Origin of the sequence: Vibrio sp. 10N.261.51.A3 (assembly GCF_041471965.1) — a bacterium.
In the GTDB taxonomy this organism is placed as follows: Bacteria; Pseudomonadota; Gammaproteobacteria; order Enterobacterales; family Vibrionaceae; genus Vibrio; species Vibrio crassostreae_C.
The window spans coordinates 13039-30855 of record NZ_JBFRPK010000071.1 but is presented as its reverse complement, the minus strand read 5'-3'; the positions used below and the strand labels follow the sequence as shown (position 1 = coordinate 30855).

General features: G+C 45.1%; 17 protein-coding genes. 7 read left to right on the top strand and 10 right to left on the bottom strand.

Annotation, left to right across the window (positions count from 1 at the left end; genetic code table 11):
- Nucleotides 1-49: 49 nt before the first annotated feature.
- Both AB4371_RS17235 and AB4371_RS17230 read right to left on the bottom strand, forming a co-directional pair.
- Nucleotides 50-676: an HD domain-containing protein gene (locus AB4371_RS17235; RefSeq protein ID WP_017071659.1), complete on the bottom strand. Its 627-nt coding sequence runs from the start codon at nucleotides 674-676 to the stop codon at nucleotides 50-52.
- A gap of 174 nt (nucleotides 677-850) precedes the next feature.
- On the bottom strand, nucleotides 851-1510 hold the full coding sequence (locus AB4371_RS17230; protein WP_017071658.1) for an HAD family phosphatase: 660 nt from the start codon (nucleotides 1508-1510) through the stop codon (nucleotides 851-853).
- Nucleotides 1511-1921: 411 nt separating this feature from the next.
- On the opposite strand from AB4371_RS17230, the gene AB4371_RS17225 reads away from it, so the two are divergent.
- Nucleotides 1922-3250, top strand: coding sequence for an anaerobic C4-dicarboxylate transporter (locus tag AB4371_RS17225; protein WP_004732879.1), 1329 nt, complete (start codon nucleotides 1922-1924; stop codon nucleotides 3248-3250).
- Nucleotides 3251-3365: 115 nt separating this feature from the next.
- Here the strand turns inward: AB4371_RS17225 and AB4371_RS17220 are convergent, their stop codons facing one another.
- The 5 genes from AB4371_RS17220 to AB4371_RS17200 all read right to left on the bottom strand — a co-directional run bounded on the left by AB4371_RS17220 (nucleotide 3366) and on the right by AB4371_RS17200 (nucleotide 6022).
- Entirely contained in the window at nucleotides 3366-3689 is a 324-nt protein-coding gene (locus tag AB4371_RS17220; RefSeq protein WP_017092264.1) for a DUF4144 domain-containing protein, read from the bottom strand.
- Between the two features lie 31 nt (nucleotides 3690-3720).
- Nucleotides 3721-3987, bottom strand: a complete 267-nt coding sequence (locus AB4371_RS17215; protein WP_017069754.1) for a Txe/YoeB family addiction module toxin — start codon at nucleotides 3985-3987, stop codon at nucleotides 3721-3723.
- Nucleotides 3977-4234 (bottom strand): type II toxin-antitoxin system Phd/YefM family antitoxin, encoded by a 258-nt coding sequence (locus tag AB4371_RS17210; RefSeq protein ID WP_017061616.1) that lies wholly within the window; start codon nucleotides 4232-4234, stop codon nucleotides 3977-3979. Before AB4371_RS17210 ends, AB4371_RS17215 begins: the two co-directional genes overlap by 11 nt.
- A 189-nt stretch (nucleotides 4235-4423) precedes the next feature.
- Nucleotides 4424-5212: a CLCA_X family protein gene (locus tag AB4371_RS17205; protein WP_102398061.1), complete on the bottom strand. Its 789-nt coding sequence runs from the start codon at nucleotides 5210-5212 to the stop codon at nucleotides 4424-4426.
- A 120-nt stretch (nucleotides 5213-5332) separates the two neighbouring features.
- A complete protein-coding gene (locus AB4371_RS17200) occupies nucleotides 5333-6022 on the bottom strand; it encodes a flavin reductase family protein (protein WP_017061618.1) in 690 nt (229 codons plus the stop codon).
- Nucleotides 6023-6255: 233 nt separating this feature from the next.
- Here AB4371_RS17200 and AB4371_RS17195 point away from each other — a divergent pair, with 233 nt between their 5' ends.
- From AB4371_RS17195 to AB4371_RS17185, 3 genes are all read left to right on the top strand, one after another.
- Entirely contained in the window at nucleotides 6256-7587 is a 1332-nt protein-coding gene (locus AB4371_RS17195; RefSeq protein ID WP_102398060.1) for a ferric reductase-like transmembrane domain-containing protein, read from the top strand.
- A 139-nt stretch (nucleotides 7588-7726) separates the two neighbouring features.
- Nucleotides 7727-8134, top strand: coding sequence for a hypothetical protein (locus AB4371_RS17190; RefSeq protein WP_017054885.1), 408 nt, complete (start codon nucleotides 7727-7729; stop codon nucleotides 8132-8134).
- 470 nt (nucleotides 8135-8604) lie between these two features.
- On the top strand, nucleotides 8605-9978 hold the full coding sequence (locus AB4371_RS17185) for a carbohydrate porin (protein ID WP_102320859.1): 1374 nt from the start codon (nucleotides 8605-8607) through the stop codon (nucleotides 9976-9978).
- Between the two features lie 134 nt (nucleotides 9979-10112).
- Here AB4371_RS17185 and AB4371_RS17180 read toward each other — a convergent pair whose 3' ends face one another.
- A complete protein-coding gene (locus AB4371_RS17180) occupies nucleotides 10113-11099 on the bottom strand; it encodes a LacI family DNA-binding transcriptional regulator (protein WP_017067468.1) in 987 nt (328 codons plus the stop codon).
- A 234-nt stretch (nucleotides 11100-11333) separates the two neighbouring features.
- On the opposite strand from AB4371_RS17180, the gene AB4371_RS17175 reads away from it, so the two are divergent.
- The 3 genes from AB4371_RS17175 to AB4371_RS17165 all read left to right on the top strand — a co-directional run bounded on the left by AB4371_RS17175 (nucleotide 11334) and on the right by AB4371_RS17165 (nucleotide 15370).
- Nucleotides 11334-12773 (top strand): sucrose-specific PTS transporter subunit IIBC, encoded by a 1440-nt coding sequence (locus tag AB4371_RS17175; RefSeq protein ID WP_017064972.1) that lies wholly within the window; start codon nucleotides 11334-11336, stop codon nucleotides 12771-12773.
- A gap of 195 nt (nucleotides 12774-12968) precedes the next feature.
- Nucleotides 12969-13928 carry an aminoimidazole riboside kinase gene (locus tag AB4371_RS17170; protein WP_017061624.1) on the top strand — a complete coding sequence of 320 codons (960 nt, stop codon included), beginning with the start codon at nucleotides 12969-12971 and terminating at the stop codon, nucleotides 13926-13928.
- On the top strand, nucleotides 13925-15370 hold the full coding sequence (locus tag AB4371_RS17165; RefSeq protein WP_372128280.1) for a sucrose-6-phosphate hydrolase: 1446 nt from the start codon (nucleotides 13925-13927) through the stop codon (nucleotides 15368-15370). The genes AB4371_RS17170 and AB4371_RS17165 overlap by 4 nt, the downstream gene beginning before the upstream one ends.
- 124 nt (nucleotides 15371-15494) lie before the next feature.
- On the opposite strand, the gene AB4371_RS17160 is transcribed toward AB4371_RS17165, so the two are convergent.
- Nucleotides 15495-16937, bottom strand: coding sequence for an N-acylglucosamine 2-epimerase (locus AB4371_RS17160; RefSeq protein ID WP_372128279.1), 1443 nt, complete (start codon nucleotides 16935-16937; stop codon nucleotides 15495-15497).
- A gap of 143 nt (nucleotides 16938-17080) precedes the next feature.
- On the bottom strand, nucleotides 17081-17728 hold the full coding sequence (locus tag AB4371_RS17155; protein WP_017069761.1) for a glutathione S-transferase family protein: 648 nt from the start codon (nucleotides 17726-17728) through the stop codon (nucleotides 17081-17083).
- Nucleotides 17729-17817: the final 89 nt, after the last annotated feature.

Below are 17817 nucleotides of genomic sequence, written 5' to 3'. Positions count from 1 at the left end.
TCTCTTCCTTATCGCGAGTCTCTTTTTCTAAGCTGCTAACTCTAAACCGCTAAACTTCCGCGCCCAACTGCTCAAGAAAGCCACGCATGTAGTCGGTGCGCTTGTTGGCTTCTAACTTAGCGGATTCTGTATTCATGGTTTCAGCGAGCTTAAACAGCTTCACGTAGAAGTGGTCGACGCTGTAATGCTTGTCATCTAAGTCACGATGTTCAGCGAACGGGTCTTCGTGGTTATACAGCTCGGCATTAAAGCTCTGACCCACATACAAGCAGCGAGCGATGCCAATTGCTCCGAGCGAATCAAGGCGATCGGCATCTTGGACTATCTGAGCTTCTAAGGTTTCAGGTGTGATGTTGGCGCTGTAGCTGTGCGTGACAATGGCATGATGGATCTCATCAAGATAGGACGCGGGATAGTCGATAGATTTGAGGAAAGAGATCGCCTTGTCTGCTGCCATTTGCGAGCTTTTGGCTCTGTCTGGATGGTTCTTAGGAAAGGTGAAACAATCATGAAGGTAAGCGGCGGGTAAAACGACTTCAAGCTTAGCCTGTTCTTGAGCACACAAAGCCTTAGCGGTTTTGACTACGCGCTTAATGTGGCTAATGTCGTGTGCTGCATCTTGTGTCATTTCTCGTTGTGCAAAATCAAGCAGTTGGTCTTCAAACTTTTCCTTCACGCGTCTCTTTCTCCCTATGTAGACGTTAGCAATCTTGTTGATCACCTAGCATTTATTTCACATCGACTTTAACAGTTTCAAGCGCGAGTTTTTATCTTTTATAAAAGGAATACCTACAAAAAAACCGACTCTGTGAGTCGGCTTAATATTGGTCTTTATTTGTTGTATTGGCTTTTAAGCTGCGGCTTGTTGCAGCTGCGCCAATACATGATGCAGCGATGGGCTGATCGTGTGGCCAAGCGCTTTTACTTCTTCGCAAGGCTCAACCAAATCTGGAATTTGGAAGCTGATCATGTTCGCTGCCATTGATGCACGAATACCGTTGTTTGAGTCTTCAAACGCTAGGCAGGTTTCAGGTGCAACACCTAAGCGTTCTGCCGCTAGCAAGTAGATCTCTGGGTGAGGTTTGCCGTGAGTCACTTCGCAGCCTGTGCTTAATGAGGCGAAGTACGAATCTAGGCCAGCTAGCTCAAGCTTCTTCTTTGCGATATCAAGCTGAGTGGAGGTCGCTACCGCGATTGGAATGTCATTCGATTTTAGCCATTCAAGTAACTCAATCACGCCATCTTTTACCGGGATTGCTTGGTTTTTAACAATTGCACTGTAGCGGGTGCGCCATTCATTATTCAGCGCTGGGTAATCTAACCCTTCACCGTAACCATTTCGAAAAATCTGTTCGATGGTTTTTGCGTTACAACCAATGATGCCTAGGTAAACATCCTGCAAAAACGGAACACCTTGCGCATGACATGCTTCTTCAAAAACTTGCATACAAAGTCGCTCGGTGTCGAGCAGCAGCCCATCCATATCAAAAATAGCAGCTTGAAAATTCATATCCGTGGTTCTTAATGTGTTGTCATCGTGAGGGCGGGTATTTTGACATAGTGTCTAGTGATAGGCGAGTCAACGTTCAGTAAGAATATATCCAATCGGCTCGGTAATATGCTTCTAGATGAGGCGAAACCTGATTAACTTGCGTTGGAATAATATCGTTCAGTTATGAGTCTGATGTTTGATAGGTCATGCGGTTCTAACAGACACAATAATGGCTATCATACATAACAAATCTAGGTTGAGTGCCTAGCTTCCTATTACAATTCATAAACTTACAGGTCGGTTAGCGTGACCATAATCTTATAAAAAACAATTAACGGAAGCCTGCAATCATAGTGTGACCAAGTAATAAGTAAAAGGCTGAACTAAAGGACAAAATATAATTAGTCCACATTTTTAGCAAGGTTGCTTATGTTGTATTTTGAGTTTCTATTTTTATTAGTCGTACTTTATATCGGGTCTCGGTATGGCGGTATTGGCTTAGGTGTTGTTTCTGGGATTGGCTTGGTTATCGAGGTGTTTGTCTTCAAGATGCCACCAACGTCTCCACCTGTCACCGTAATGCTGATCATCCTCGCTGTTGTTACCTGTGCTTCGATCCTCGAAGCGGCTGGTGGCTTGAAATACATGCTTCAAGTTGCGGAAAGGGTACTGAGAAAAAACCCGAAACGTGTCACCTTGATAGCACCGTTCGTGACTTATTCGATGACATTCCTATTGGGTACTGGCCACGCGGTTTACTCAATTATGCCAATCATCGGCGATGTTGCGTTGAAGAATGGTATTCGTCCTGAGCGCCCAATGGCGGCTGCGTCTGTTGCGTCTCAGCTAGCTATCACGGCATCACCAATTTCTGCTGCTGTGGTCTATTACCTCGCGCAACTTTCTGATATCCAACACTCTATTACTCTGCTTTCTATTCTGATGGTGACAGTTCCTGCAACCTTGTTCGGCACACTTTTGCTTTCTCTGTATAGCTTGAAACGTGGTAAAGAACTGAACGACGATCCTGAATACCAAGCTCGTCTAAAAGATCCAGAGTGGAAAAAGCGCATTGAAAGCACCACTGCGACCTCTTTGGATGAAGTACTTCCAACTTCGGCTCGTAATGCGGTATTGATTTTCCTACTTTCAATTGTCGTGATTGTTATCGTGGCGATGGTGCCTGAGATCAGAACGATCGTAGACGGCGACAAGCCAATCAAGATGTCGGTGATCATCCAAATGATGATGCTCTGCTTCGGCGGTATCATCTTGCTGGCAACTAAAACTGACCCGCGTGATGTGCCAAACGGTGTGGTATTCAAATCGGGTATGGTGGCAGCAATTGCTATCTTCGGTATCGCATGGATGTCGGATACTTACTTCCAATACGCAATGCCTCAGTTCAAATCTGGCATCGTGGAAATGGTGACCAACTACCCGTGGACGTTTGCTCTAGCGCTATTCATCGTATCGGTTGTGGTGAACTCTCAAGCTGCAACAGCACGTATGATGCTACCGGTTGGCCTCGGCTTAGGATTAGACCCAGCACTGCTTATCGGCTTGATGCCAGCGGTTTACGGTTACTTCTTCATCCCGAACTACCCATCAGATATCGCAACGGTTAACTTCGATGTGTCTGGCACCACCAAGATTGGTAAGTGGTACTTCAACCACTCATTCATGTCGGTGGGTTTAATCGGTGTAGTAGGCGCATGTTGCTTAGGCTACGCACTGGCACAGATTTTTATCGCTTAATGAATTAGCTTTCTTTGAGATAGCTAAGACAACAAACAAAAACAGCGCCTGAATTGGCGCTGTTTTTGTTTAATCTGTCTTGGGAATTAGTTTTGATACGAGCTCTAAAGCAATATTAACGTAGCTCAAAAGCCAAAGACTGAATCGCTTCTTCGATAGTCAGGAAATGAATCTTCATCAGGCACACTTCTGCTTTCTGGAACTCGTGATTTCGAATCAGTTTGGTCACGCTTTCAACTGAATACTGGTCTGCTCGTTTAGCTAGAGACAGTTGGTTAGAACTCGATTGAAGCGAATAGCTGTCGCCAACTGAATCGATGAGGTAATCCTCTTCGCCCAAGATCATGTCTGAGCATTCTGCCTGAAAATCGTTCTCGGACGCGACGTAAATAAGCTCATCATCACCGTCGAGTTTTACCAAAGATGGCCAACTGATCATTACTGCCCTTTCTATGTGCTGCTTACTGCTTTTAATAGTGGTGACGACAAGCAATTATGTAAAAGTTATCGTCATCTGCTTTATACACTAATCGATTCTTGTCATCGATTCGTCTTGACCAAAATCCAGACAGGTTGCCGACTAGTGGCTCCGGCTTTCCAATCCCTTCAAAGGGCGTTCTTTTGGCGGCTTCAATCAACTTATTTAGTTTCTTGAGCGTTTTCTTGTCTTGGGTTTGCCAGTATAGGTAATCTTCCCAAGCATTATCTGTAAATACAATCTTTCGATCATTCGTCATTATTCAATTCTCGAACGGTTGTATTTCCGGCTTCGAGTTGAGCAATGGATTCAGCTAATCTTTCAGCGTTTTTAGGCGAGCTCATTAGGTACAAGGTTTCTTGCATTGAATTAAAATGATCAAGAGACATTACCACGGCATCTTCTGAATCTCGTCTGGTTATTACCGTAACATCAGAATCGTCTACTACTCTATCGAGCACAGACTTAAGGCTATTTCTGGCCTCAGTAAAAGAAACAATATTCATCACTTATTTACCCTGTTGTTTTTGGATATGTTTAATCTTTCAATATATACAGAATAGTTAATCATTCATGAGTTAACTATTGTACATGTCCCGCTTGTTGTACATGTTATATCAGAGATTAAACATGATCAACTTATGGTACATGTCACTCACTGTAAATCTGCAGAGTGCTACTGACTCAAAATGCTATTAACTTAAAGATCGGCCCAACGGCGCGAAGTAACCTTGAAGCGCTTGATAAATCTCTTTGCGATGCGCCATATCAGGATACACGGGGTACATATCAGGCTTGGTTGTGCCATCGACTAGATAAGCGTTCTTGATCTCTGAACAGGATTCAATCACCGACTCAAAAGCTCGCGCCATCATCTCTGTGGGCAAGGAGAAGTAACGAGCAGACATCGCTTTGTCGGCAATAACGCTGCGCGCCACGTAATCGTGTTTATCTAAGTTGTTGTCGCTGAGCAATGTGGCGTCAAACAGAGACATCAAACTTTCGTTTAATGGATGAGGTCTTACTTTTCTATCGTGTAACCAACAATCACTGGCGAACAAAATGTGTTTTCGAGGGCCTGAGGTATCACCAATTTCAAACGCCTTTTCAGCAATGTAGTGGTCAAACGCATGCCAGAACTCATGCGCTAACGCACCTGCCCCTGCGTTTTTAGCGAGGGCTAATTCTCTTTGGTTTGGCGCGTAGTGTGCTTGTACACCCTTTCTGCCACCACTGCCGAACGCTAAGCCTAATGTGCCACGCAAGCCAATTGCTTCTGGTGGCAAAGCCAAGATGTAAGCCAAATCTGCTAGCGAATCGAATATCAGATTCGCAGCGAGCTCTTTCTCTTCTTTTGTTACCCAAGCGCCCACACGAATGCTGCCCATACCGAAGGTCTGTTTGATGTCCATGAAAGACACCTGATCGCCATGTCGGTAGTTTGGGCCTTCGCGCGTTTTGTATTTAAAGTGAGTTAACTTCAAAAGGGTCCTTGGAAACAGACGTAAGAATGAATAGTGTGCTCAGTGAGATGCGCCTGTGTGAGATGCATCTCTTGGAATCAAAGGACGTTAGCACTTTTGATAGCAAATTGCCGAACAAAATTAGTTTAGATTGAGTTCGAAAGCTTCCCATGAAGTTGGGTTACCTTCACGAGTGAGTGGAAAGAGTGGCTGTTGTGGTTTTGCATAGCTTAATCGGTGCAGTCTTTGAGTTACGTGGTAGCTATCAAGCCCTGATACCGTGACCAAATCCAACGCTTCTAAATCAAGGTAGCCATCCGGCATCACGGCGCGTTTGGGTGCGTGAATCGTTATAACTTCACCGATCAACATTTGCGTTTGATTGCTTTCGATTGTTATCTGTTCTTTGAACGCTAACCCTATCTTTAAACTGCTCTCCAAGACGAAGGGAGCGGGGAATGTGTCGTCATAATAGGCCGTTAAGCCGACCGCGTTGAATTCTGAGACTGGTTTAGGGTAGCGAGCCGAGGTTTGATGGGCCTTTTTAACAAAGTCAGCACCAATGCTGTTAACGGTGAAGTACTTAGTTTCTAGGATGTTTTCTAGCGTATGACGTCGGCTTTTATCTGGGCGAACAATAAAACCAAGCAGCGCGGGATCAGACCCTAGGTGAATGACAGAGCTCACTATCGCAAGGTTTTCAAGCCCCTGTTTATCACAAGTACCAATTAGGTTGGCGCTTTTAAATCCAGATAGGGAGTTAACCAAACGAATGCGGTGGCGCGGGTCCATTGTTTGGATATCTTGTTTAGAAAGGGTCATGTCCTTCATATCTTCTCTTCTTCTCATTTATTGTTATCTTCGAGCATGCTCACTAACGGACTTATATGTACGAAGAATCCGCTTTTATCGATCAAAGAGCGCTTATTGGCCGTGGGCAGTTTGTCTCTTTTATCTCTGCTACAGCGCAATGAACGAGATCCTTTGCATAGATTTACGTACGTTGACGTCCCTTTACATCACAGGAGCTAAAGTAATGATGTCGTCTTTATGAGTGTTAACAAATGAAAACAGTCCGCAGTATCATTTGGGCAATGATTGCCACAATGTCAGCCTTTTGGTTTGCGATGGAACCGCAATTATTCGCTTCAAGCGATGTCTTTGAATGGCGCTCAGCCATGATTCAGTACTCAGGTATTTTGTCTCTGGTGTTAATGTCCATCACAATGATCTTGGCGATGCGTTTGCCTATGGTTGAGAATTGGCTGAAAGGTATGGATAAAGCATATCGAGTCCATAAATGGCTCGGTATCGGTGGTGTTGCACTGGGTGTGACACACTGGTTGTGGTACCAAATACCTAAGTCATTGGTGGTGTCTGGTGTGTTAGATAAGCCTGTTCGACACGATGGTTCAGGGCCGCAAGCTGTTTTGACTGGATGGGAGTTATGGGTCAATGAATTACGCGGTATTGCTCAGAGTATTGGCGATTGGGGCTTCTACTTGTTGCTCATTTTACTGGTGGCGTCACTATGGGCGGCAGTGAAGTACAAACCGTTTAAATTGTCGCACCGTCTGATGTCGGTTGCGTACCTGTTTATCGCTTTCCACTCAGTAATCCTGCTTAAACGAGCGTATTGGGGAGAACCTATTTATTATCTAACTGTGGCATTTGCTTTGGCTGGGTCTATCGCAGCGATTTACAGTTTGTTGGGCTTGGTTGGGCGTCGTAATCGTCACTCAGCGAAGATTATCTCGACTCGCTATTTTCCACAAGCTGAAGTGATGGAGCTGGTGTTAAAACCGGAGGCATCTTGGCAAGGTCACAAAGCTGGGCAGTTTGCTTACTTGCGTTTCGGTAATGAAGACCCGCATCCGTTTACCATTGTTTCTGGCAGTGATGATCCAGAGCTGCGCTTTTTGATCAAAGAGCTGGGTGATTTTACTAATGGCCTATATGAACGAGTGAAAGCGGGCGATGCGGTTACGGTTGAAGGACCCTATGGTCGACTTTATTTTGACCTAAGCAAGCCACAAATTTGGATTGCTGGTGGTGTCGGGATAGCGTCGTTTTTTGCAACACTTGAAGCGCTCAAAACAGAACGAGATCATCCTCGTATTCAACTGTTTTATTGTACTCGCGGTGTTGATAAGCAATTAATCGATGAGTTGTGGCACCTAGCACACGCGGTTGGTGTGAAGTTGACCGTGATAGATACCTTGCACTCACCGCGGCTAAACGCCGGAAGAATTGTCAATCAATGTGGTGACCTCAACGAGTACGAGATGTATTTCTGCGGGCCGGAGTTGTTCTCTACATCACTGAAAAAAGAATTAGACACCTATCAATTTGATATTGAAAAGCACTACCACGAAGAGCTGTTTGTGATGCGTTAAAGCCAACTATTGGAGCTGTGATTGTTAAATTAGTCAATCGGCACAGTGTAAAAAGGCGTAAAGTCACTCAATTTGTTATTGCAGCGGTTTGCTATTGAGCGATACCATATAGGGCTGTTTCTTTGGTAAAGATGTAATTATGTCAGATGAAAAACTCGCACTCGAATGGATGCGCCAACAAGCTCATAAAGTTGACCCATACGTTATCGATCCATCGTTTGATGAATGCGTTGAGTTGCTTGATCCTGCCTTCAAGAAAGGCAAGAGTGTTGCTCAACTCAAGTATCTGTTATCAGAAGCAGATCGCCGAGCGGGCGCGGCAGAACGTAAGCATGCAGCCTTAAAGTATGCCAAAGAAAAAAGCCCAAATGCTGGTCAAATCTTGCGACTGCAAAGCAAGCTTCAACAAGTTCAGTTGGCTCTCAAGCTTGCCACTGGCGATAACAATATGACCATATCTCAGTTCTGTGCGGAGTACGATGTCTCTAAGCGTGACGGCAATACGGCATGGAATGAAAAGTTGGTGGAGCAGGGTAAGAGAAAGTAGTCTTTTAAACGCTTTATTCTTCTATAAACTGTCACGTTAGTTAATGTCATACACTTTTCAAAAAACGACCTATTGTTATCAATGAACGCCTTTCTAAAGCCTGAAAAATCGCTTCTCAGGCTTTAATTTTTATAGCCAACCTGTTGCATTTTTTAGCGCCTTTCCTAATTCTCGTACTGGATTTTCTCTCTATTTTTCTGAGATATCTAATGTGCGTGATACACTATTTTTCGCCCATTAATCAATTTCACTTGTGACAAAGTTATCAGAATTATGTATTTTCGGTAACGTTCCCGAAATTATCGATCTATCATCCACTCAGATACAAAAGTGAAGTAATCAACACGACTGATTTCTATTTCTTCTTCGATATAGAGCTTATACATCAAAAGTATAAGCCGAAATGTGCTTACGAATTGTTTTGGGAACGTTTGCAAATAATCCAAAACAATTAACGTGAGAACATCAGAATGAAACGACACATTTTAGCGGTTGCTGTAACAATGGGGCTAATGACTACATCGGTATTAGCAAGTGAAGACGTTGCAGCATTAGAGCAACGTATTAATGAATTAGAACAAAGGGTTGCACAAACAGAGCAGGTCTCTACCGAGGCCAATGAAAAGGCTTCTTCGTTTGAGTTTCACGGCTATGCTCGCTCTGGGTTATTGATCAACGACGACCTAAACGGCGCGACAGGTACTGGTCCTTACATGACAGCGGCGGGTGCCATTGGAGCTCCAATTGGACGTCTTGGTGTTGAAGATGATCATTACGTTGAAGCGAACTTGATTCATAAGCGATTTGCAGACGATGGCTCTAGTGCTTTGTTTCGCATCATGTTGGCCGACAGTACTGAGACAAATAACGAGTGGACTGCCAGCGAAAGCCAGTTGAATGTGCGACAAGTGTATTCAGAACTGAACCGTCTGAGCATGTTCTCTGAATCTGAAGCGTTTTCTGAAGCAACGTTTTGGGCGGGTAAACGATTCGATCGCGACAACTTTGATATTCACTTTTTCGATTCGGATATTGTCTTCTTATCAGGTACTGGTGCGGGCGTTTATGACGTTCAGATGAGCGACAACTGGAAAGCGAATTTCTCTATTTATGGCCGAGATTTTGGTGAGATTGATAGCTCGTCAACAGATGTAGAAAACTACATTGCAACCATGAATAACCGTATTGGCCAATGGCAAGTGATGTTGAGCGGTATGACCTCAGCAGACAACGATAGCCGCCTAAATGGCGCAGCTGAAAGCGGTGTACACGCAATGTTTGCGTACCATGGAGACAACTTCTTTGGTCTGAGCGAAGGCTTCTCTAAAACGGGTATGTTAGTGGGTAGTGGCCTAGGTGCAGAGCTAAAAGGCATCGGTTCAAATGGTGATCTACTGGATGACGCGAAAGCCGTTCGCCTGTTTAGCTACGGTGTCACTCGCATTGGCGACAACTGGCGCTTAGCACCTGCATTAATGGCAGAGCATAGCCAAGACCGTTTGAAGAAGAATGACGAGTTCACATGGGCTTCTTTAAACGTTCGATTAGCTCAAGAGTTCACAGAGAACTTTGAGATGGTTTACGAAGGTTCATTGCAATACATGGATTTAGACAACTCGACAGAGCAAGCGAGCGGCGGTTTCTACAAAGCGACAGTTGCACCAACACTCAAGCTTTCAACTAGCACTGGTTTCTTTGATAGGCCTGAACTGCGTTTCGCTGTGAGCTATGTGGATTGGAGTGAAGACCTGAATGGTTACTCGATTAGCACTGAAGCAGATGCTGCAACGATGGGAGAGGGCGGCGAGGTTCTGTTTGCACTGCAGATGGAAACTTGGTTCTAATTGCTTGATATATCGTTTAGATAGAGAGTGTTACTCATGATGTGATAGTCGCATCACCAAATGCCAACCTTATCGTTTCAACTCGAAGGTTGGCATTTTTTATCTTGGGATAACCTGATCTCTGAAATAAATCGCTAGCAAGACTCTCGGTCAATAGTGGTGAAGGTCAACACCATCTTGCTCATTTCAAAGCCTTTTTTCTCAATACGGTCGAGTAGCAGCTTGGCTCCATTTTCTCCCGCTTTATCAAACGCATAGTTAAACGTAGACAGCGTTGGTGTGCATACTGAAGCAAGTTCATCATCACCCACGCCGAGTACCAAGACATCCTTTCCTGGAACGAGGCCCGCTTCTTGAATTGCTCTGATCGCACCGATTGCGATACGGTCAGTGGCGCAGAATAGGCCGTCGAGCTTGGTGTGCTCCTTGAGATACTGCTTCGCCAGTTGGTAACCTGATTCTATGGTGAAGTCGCCACGGGCGTGAAATTGCAGTGTGAGGTCGTTAAATTGAAGCGATTGAGCGAAGCCTTCCGATCTCATCTTATCAACCGCAATATCATCACCTTGCACACCGATGAATCCCATATGCTTACAAGCTTTCGCTATGAGGCGATTACCCGCTTCAAACCCTACGCGAGTGTCGTCGTGCACAATGCTTGGGATGTTAAACATTGACCCGTCTTGACCAACCAATACCACGGGTACGGCAGAGCTTTGAATCGCTTTGACTAATTGGTTGTCGAGGTGGGTCGCGTACAGGATGATGCCTTCAACACGCTTCTGGTTAAATATCTGAATATATTCAAGTTCTTTATGGTGTGTTTGGTGTGTGCTCGCTAATAATACATGCTTGCCCGCTTGCTCTAAGACAGCGGTTAAACCATCGACACCCTGAGAGGTGGCATGGGAAGAAACCCTAGGAACAATCACGCCAACCAGGTTGGTTTTTTGGGACTTTAAGTCTTTAGCGACTTGGTTTGGGAGATAGCCACACTCTTCAACCGCTTTACGCACCTTCACCTTGGTCGCGTCTTTTACGCCATACTCATCATTGATTACTCTTGAAACCGTCGACTTGGAAACTCCAGCGAGACGAGCGACATCATGAAGACTAGCCATTATTCATTATCCAATTGTAATTTTAGTTTTGGGATTGTTTGCAAACAGAGCATCAAATTTACCTGTTATTAGGGGATTTTAACCCTGTCTTCTTATCCTAGGGAGATAATTTGAAGATCATTCTCACACTATTGAGCAGTTATCTTTGATCATTTGTTATTTCTAGGCAAAAATTTGTTTTGCAAACGTTCCCGAAAATTCAAAAGCTCAAATGATAATCCAATGGGGTATGTAATGAATTATCCAAAAATAGCAAAAGAGCTGCTTTCTCTATTAGGTGGTAAAAGTAATATCACCGCACTCGCACACTGCGCGACTCGTCTGCGTCTTGCGGTTGCAGACCAAGATAAAATTGATGAACAGGCGATTGATAACCTAGAAGGGGTTAAGGGCCAGTTTAAAGTGGCAGGTCAATATCAGATCATCTTTGGCTCAGGCATCGTAAACCAAGTTTATGCTGAGTTGGCTAAGCTGACTGAAATGACGGAAATGTCGACCAACGATGTGGCGTCTGCAGGTGCTGACAACCAAAATATCCTGCAACGCGCGGTGAAAGGCCTGTCTGATATTTTTGTACCAATCATTCCGGCGATTGTTGCTGGTGGTTTGTTGATGGGTATCTACAACCTATTGACGGCTCAAGGCTTATTCATTGATGGCAAATCTTTAATCGACGCTAATCCGGGTTTGACCGACCTAGCAAACATGATCAATACATTTGCTAATGCTCCTTTTGTGTACTTACCTATTTTATTAGCATTTTCAGCGAGTAAGAAGTTTGGTGGTAACCCATACCTTGGCGCGGCTTTAGGTATGTTGATGGTTCACCCAGACTTGCTTAACGGCTGGGGCTTCGGTGGCGCATCAGTGTCGGGCAGCATTCCGGTTTGGAACATTTTAGGTTTCGAAATCGAGAAAGTAGGCTATCAAGGTTCAGTACTACCCGTTCTTGTTTCTGCGTTTATTCTAGCGAAAGTTGAGCTTGGGCTGCGTAAAGTTATTCCTTCGGTTCTGGATAACTTGCTAACGCCGCTATTGGCGATTTTCATAACTGGTTTGTTAACATTCACGATTGTTGGTCCATTTACTCGTGATATCGGCTTCCTGCTTGGTGACGGCCTAAATTGGTTATACAACAGTGCTGGCTTCATTGGCGGTGCGGTGTTTGGTTTGATTTATGCGCCGTTTGTTATTACTGGTATGCACCATAGCTTTATTGCTATTGAAACTCAGCTGCTTGCGGATATCGCAACGACTGGCGGTACGTTCATCTTCCCTATCGCGGCGATGTCTAACGTGTCACAAGGTGCAGCGGCACTGGCGGTTGGTTTCATGAGTAAAGATAAGAAAATGAAAGGTATCGCGATTCCTTCTGGTGTGACTGGCTTGCTTGGTATTACTGAACCTGCAATGTTCGGTGTGAACTTGAAGCTTCGCTATCCATTCATTGCTGCGGTTTGTGCCGCTGCGATTTCAAGCGCGTTTATCACGATGTTCAATGTGAAAGCACAAGCACTGGGTGCGGCGGGTATTCCTGGCATCATCTCAATATCACCAGAAAAGATTGGCTACTACGTGGTAGGTATGATTATCGCGTTCGTGACTGCCTTTGCTCTGACCGTTGTTTTAGGTCTGCGCGAGCGCAGCAAGCAAAACATTAAAGCAACAGCTTAACGTTTCTCCCTAGAAGTGAAGCCCCCCTTTTCACTTCATTTCCTAAGCTTTGGGGTGCTAGCTAGGTGATTTGGCTTAGCTAGCCTTTTTATATTTTTACATGACAGCGTGAAGTGTCACCTTGCTTTTGGTTGCTACTGCTTTCGATTGCCATCGCTTTCGGTTGTCATGATTTTCAGTTTTAAGGTAAGAAAGATGAATCAAGTTTGGGTAACTGGAGACGCCGTCGTCGACCTCATTCCGGAGACTGACGCGACATTATTGAAATGTCCGGGCGGTGCGCCTGCTAATGTCGCGGTAGCGATTTCTCGCCTTTTAGGCAAAAGCGCATTTTTTGGCCGAGTGGGTAACGATCCGTTTGGCACTTTTATGGAAGTGACTCTGCAAAAGGAAGGTGTGAATACCGAGCGTTTGGTGAAGGACCCTGAACAACGCACGTCAACCGTGGTGGTCGATCTTGATGACCAAGGCGAGCGTAGCTTTACGTTTATGGTTAAGCCAAGTGCCGACCAGTTTATGTCTGTTGAAGACATTCCCGAATTTAAGAAAAACGAGTGGCTACACGTCTGCTCGATCTCTTTGGCTAATGAACCAAGCCGAAGCAGTACCTTCGAAGCGATCCGACGTATGAAAGCCGCGGGCGGTTACATCAGCTTCGATCCAAACCTTCGTGATGAAGTGTGGCAAAACCCATCTGAAATTAAGTCTGTGGTCATGAAAGCGGTTGAGTTGGCGGATGTGGTTAAATTCTCAGAAGAAGAACTGGACTTCTTAACCGATTCAACTTCGATGGAACAAGGCTTGGCTAACATTGCAGATCTTAACAACACGCTTGTTCTGGTTACGCAGGGCGCGAAAGGCGTTTGGCGAGTATTTGAAAACCAAGGTGTGTTGATTTCAGGTCGCTCAGTGACGCCAGTGGATACCACGGGTGCAGGCGATGCTTTTGTTGGCGGTTTGCTTGCAAAGCTTTCTCAAGATGATGAGTGGAACAATCAACAAGTCGTCGATTCTGCAATTCAGTGGGCGAATGGGTGTGGTGCACTGGCGACCACGCAAAAAGGCGCAATGACCGCACTTCCAACGCAAGAAGCTCTTACTCAGTTTATTCAAAAAGACTCTTCAAATACGAATGCCGTAGAGGAGAGTGTATGAGTTTGAACTCGAACTGGACAGTAGAGCAAAGATATCGCCGTATAGAAGATATTTCTCTAGAGAGTATTGATGCGATGGTAGAGCTTCGCAAACAAGACTCTGGCTATCCAAGCTACCATATTGCGCCTAAGTTTGGTCTGCTTAATGATCCGAATGGTCTGTGTTTCTTTAATGGTGAACACCACCTATTTTACCAATGGACGCCAGTTGGCCCCGTCCATGGTATGAAGTACTGGTACCACCTTTCTACCAAAGACTTCGTTCATTTCGAAGACCACGGCATTGGCTTGCACCCAGACCAAGATTACGACTCTCACGGTGTTTACTCTGGTGGTGCATTGGTTGAAAACGACAATGCATTGTTGTTTTTTACAGGTAACAAGCGCGACGGAAATTGGTTGCGAGTGCCAACTCAATGTTTTGCCAAGATGACTGCTGACGGCAAAATAGAAAAGCACGGCGTGGTTATCGAAAACGATCACTACACCGAACATTTCCGCGACCCAAAAGTGTGGAAACAGGGCGGCGATTATCTGATGGTTGTGGGTGCTCAAACGCCTCAAAATACTGGCTCTATGGCGCTATATTGCAGCCGAGACCTGATGAATTGGCAGCACAAAGGTCCAATTCAAACTCGTTACAACAACCTTGGCTATATGTGGGAGTGCCCTGATTTCTTTGAAATAGATAATCAGTCGGTGATGCTATTTTCTCCGCAAGGCGTGTCTAGTGAAAACCCATACGACTTCAAAAATATCTATTCTGTGGCTTACATTTTGGGTGACCGCTTGAACCTAGATACGGCGAAACTGGAAAATCATCAAGACATTGCGCAGCCAGATTACGGCTTTGATTTCTACGCACCACAGACTTACTTAGATGATAAAGATCGTCGCATTTTGATTGCTTGGATTGGTCTGCCTGAGATTGATACACCTTCTAATGCGCATCAGTGGGCGGGCATGTTGTCGTTACCACGCGAACTTCAAATCCAAGATGGCTATCTTGTTCAGTCTGCTTTACCTGAATTGAAAGCGCTACAGGGGGAAGCTGTTACGATTGAAAATGCTCTTGAATTGGATACAACCAGCTTCATGGTTGAGCTCGAAACGGATACTGACGAGTTTGAGTTTACACTTGCCAACGTTGCGGGTGATAACATCGTGTTCAGTGCGGCAGATAATGAGTTCATTCTTGATCGCAGCAATATGTCTCAACTCTACGCTGAAGAGTTTGGGTGTGTTAGAAAAGCGCCGAGGTTGAGCGCCAAGCAAACCATCGAGGTCTATGTCGACAAGTCGGTCATCGAAATATTCATCAATTGTGGTAAGCACACAATGACTAGCCGCTTCTTCATTGATGATTTAAGCATGCTGTCCATCAAAGGTGACGTAAAAACCGTTTATCGTTCAATGAGCCCAATTGAAGGGCTAGATGATTAAGCCATCTTTGTTTCACCAAAAAGCCGCTGCCCAACAGCGGCTTTTGTTTGAGTCTGTTGCATCGTGTTGTGCAGGCTTTCTGAGCTTATCTGTTGCTCCAAGCAATTCAGATCCAATACCCACGCTAAGGTCGAATGTTATTGAAGCTGACCTTCTGCGTTCCATCTCCAAGTTTCTCCAACTTAACTACGTCTCCTTGATAGTAATACGGTTCCATTGGCATATTGCTGTTGGTCGGCCTTGCGTAATGCAATACTGCTGGCTTCGCGTCAACTTGCTGAGCGAACAAATAGCCAATCAGCGCATGTTCAAACTGGTGATAACCGTTGCCCCAATGGAAAGCTTTGGTGCGTTTTGGGTCAAGCCCGACACCGCCGTATTTGTGGTCGACCCATACATCATGAAAGGTCGGTAACGTGTATTGCAGGACGTCTTTCATCGAACCATCGACAAGTGAAACCGTCATTGCTGCTTGATCAAGTTCCGCCCACTCCCATGATGAAGCCCACTCACTGTGCGGTCTGCTTTGCCAGCCAGTTATCTCTTGTCCTTTCCAGGCTTTCTGAAGTTCCTCGCCATAATATTGGGAGACACTCACGAACTCTTTCTGATATTGCGCCTGATCCAAAGTGTATTTCATACCGTCTAAACCAAACTCTGACCATTCAGAGTTATTCAATGTTTGGCCTGTAAGGTAAGTCATCCAATACGCTTTGATGGTGTGTCCAAAATCATTGTGATTAGCATTCGGCATCATCGCTGCTTTATCGTGAATTGCACCGTAGAAGCGTTGTTCATCTTCAGAATGGTATTGGTCAATCATGGCTTGCGTGAGCCAGTTTAAGTCATCAAGCCATTTTGATTTGATGGGCTCTTTGAGCAGAGGAGCGACTAACAGCATGTAACCGTTAATCTGATCAAGTTGCGCGACCAGTTCACGCTGTGTGGCTTTGCCATCTTCACCATCCGCAAGTACCCAAGCAAGACCGCTGTTGTCGCTAAGTCGATATTTATCAAAGATAAAAGCTTGTTGTGCGATGAGTGCTTCTTCTACCTTTTTGTCTTGAGTCAGGTAGTAGTACATGGCAAGGCCTACTAATGCATACGCTTGATCTTGAGAAGTACGCTGCTGCCAATTCTGGCCTACTTTTCCCTCTTTTGTGTAGCCGATAAAGCCGCCGTTTTGCTTATCTTCTAGCTGATCAATGATGTAGTAGGCTCCTTGCTTGGCAAGCGCTAAAGCCTGCTTATCGCCACTAAGGTGGTAGAGCACGCCATAGGCATAAGTTTGACGTGACTTCATCCGCGTAAACTCTTTGCCAAAGTGTGGCGTGATCCAGCCTTTGTTTAGTTCATGGCACACATCAGAAACATCGAGCAAGGTACCGTCATCACAGCGGAAAGTAGGGAAGTTTCCTACCGGTTCTCCTTGAGCGCTAGGCATTAACCAATAAGGTGCAAGCCCTTCAGTCGCATGGTTGAGCCACTCTTCTCCAGAAGGAAGATGGGCGTTGGCAGATACGGCGAAGCTAGTAATACTGAGTAATGCGATCGTTGCTCGTAACATGATGTTTATCTTAACTATTTGAATTTCTTTGAATATAAACAATCACATCTGCACATTGTGATTAGGCGATCACAATCGACCAAATTAATAAGGTTTAGATAAAAGCTCACAGACTAGTGAGCTTTGGAAGGGTGTCTTGTATTTTATACTGGCTTGCCCGCCTCATCTTCTTCAACCACATCGGTTTCTAAGCTTGCCTCTGCCAGCCATTTTTGTATTGATGGACTGTTAAGCACACGTTGTTGATACTGCGATGCCTTTTCGGAAAGTTGTATTCCATAGGTTTCTACGCGCAATGCGACGGGTGCAAACATCGCATCGGCAATCGACCATTCACCAAATAACCATCCCTCTGGGTATTGTTCCATTTGTGCAGACCATATTGCATCAATACGAGCGATGTCTTTCAGTGCGTCTTCACTCAGTGTGAGCTTTCGTTGTGCGCGGCAGTTCATCGGCATTTCATTTCTGACGGCAAAGAACCCAGAGTGCATCTCGGCGGAAATTGCTCGGGCATGGGCGCGTTCTTTCACTGAGCTAGGCCACGCTGCACCGTCCAAATAGGCATCGTTAACGTATTCGAGAATCGCCAATGAATCCCACACCGCAACATTACCATCAACTAGGGTTGGAACCTTGGCCGTTGGCGTCACTTTCGCCAGAGTGTCGTAAAAATCAGAGGTGAACAGCTTGAGCTTGATGACTTCTGCATTCAGGTTGTAGTTGTCGAATATTAGCCATGCGCGCAGTGACCAAGTTGAGTAGTTCTGGTTTCCAATATAAAGCTGCATCGTTGCTTCCTTGCGTTTGGTGGGCATGCATTTGAGATTAGGGGATTGTATTGCGGCGCACTAACGGATAATTTTGATGCAATACATTA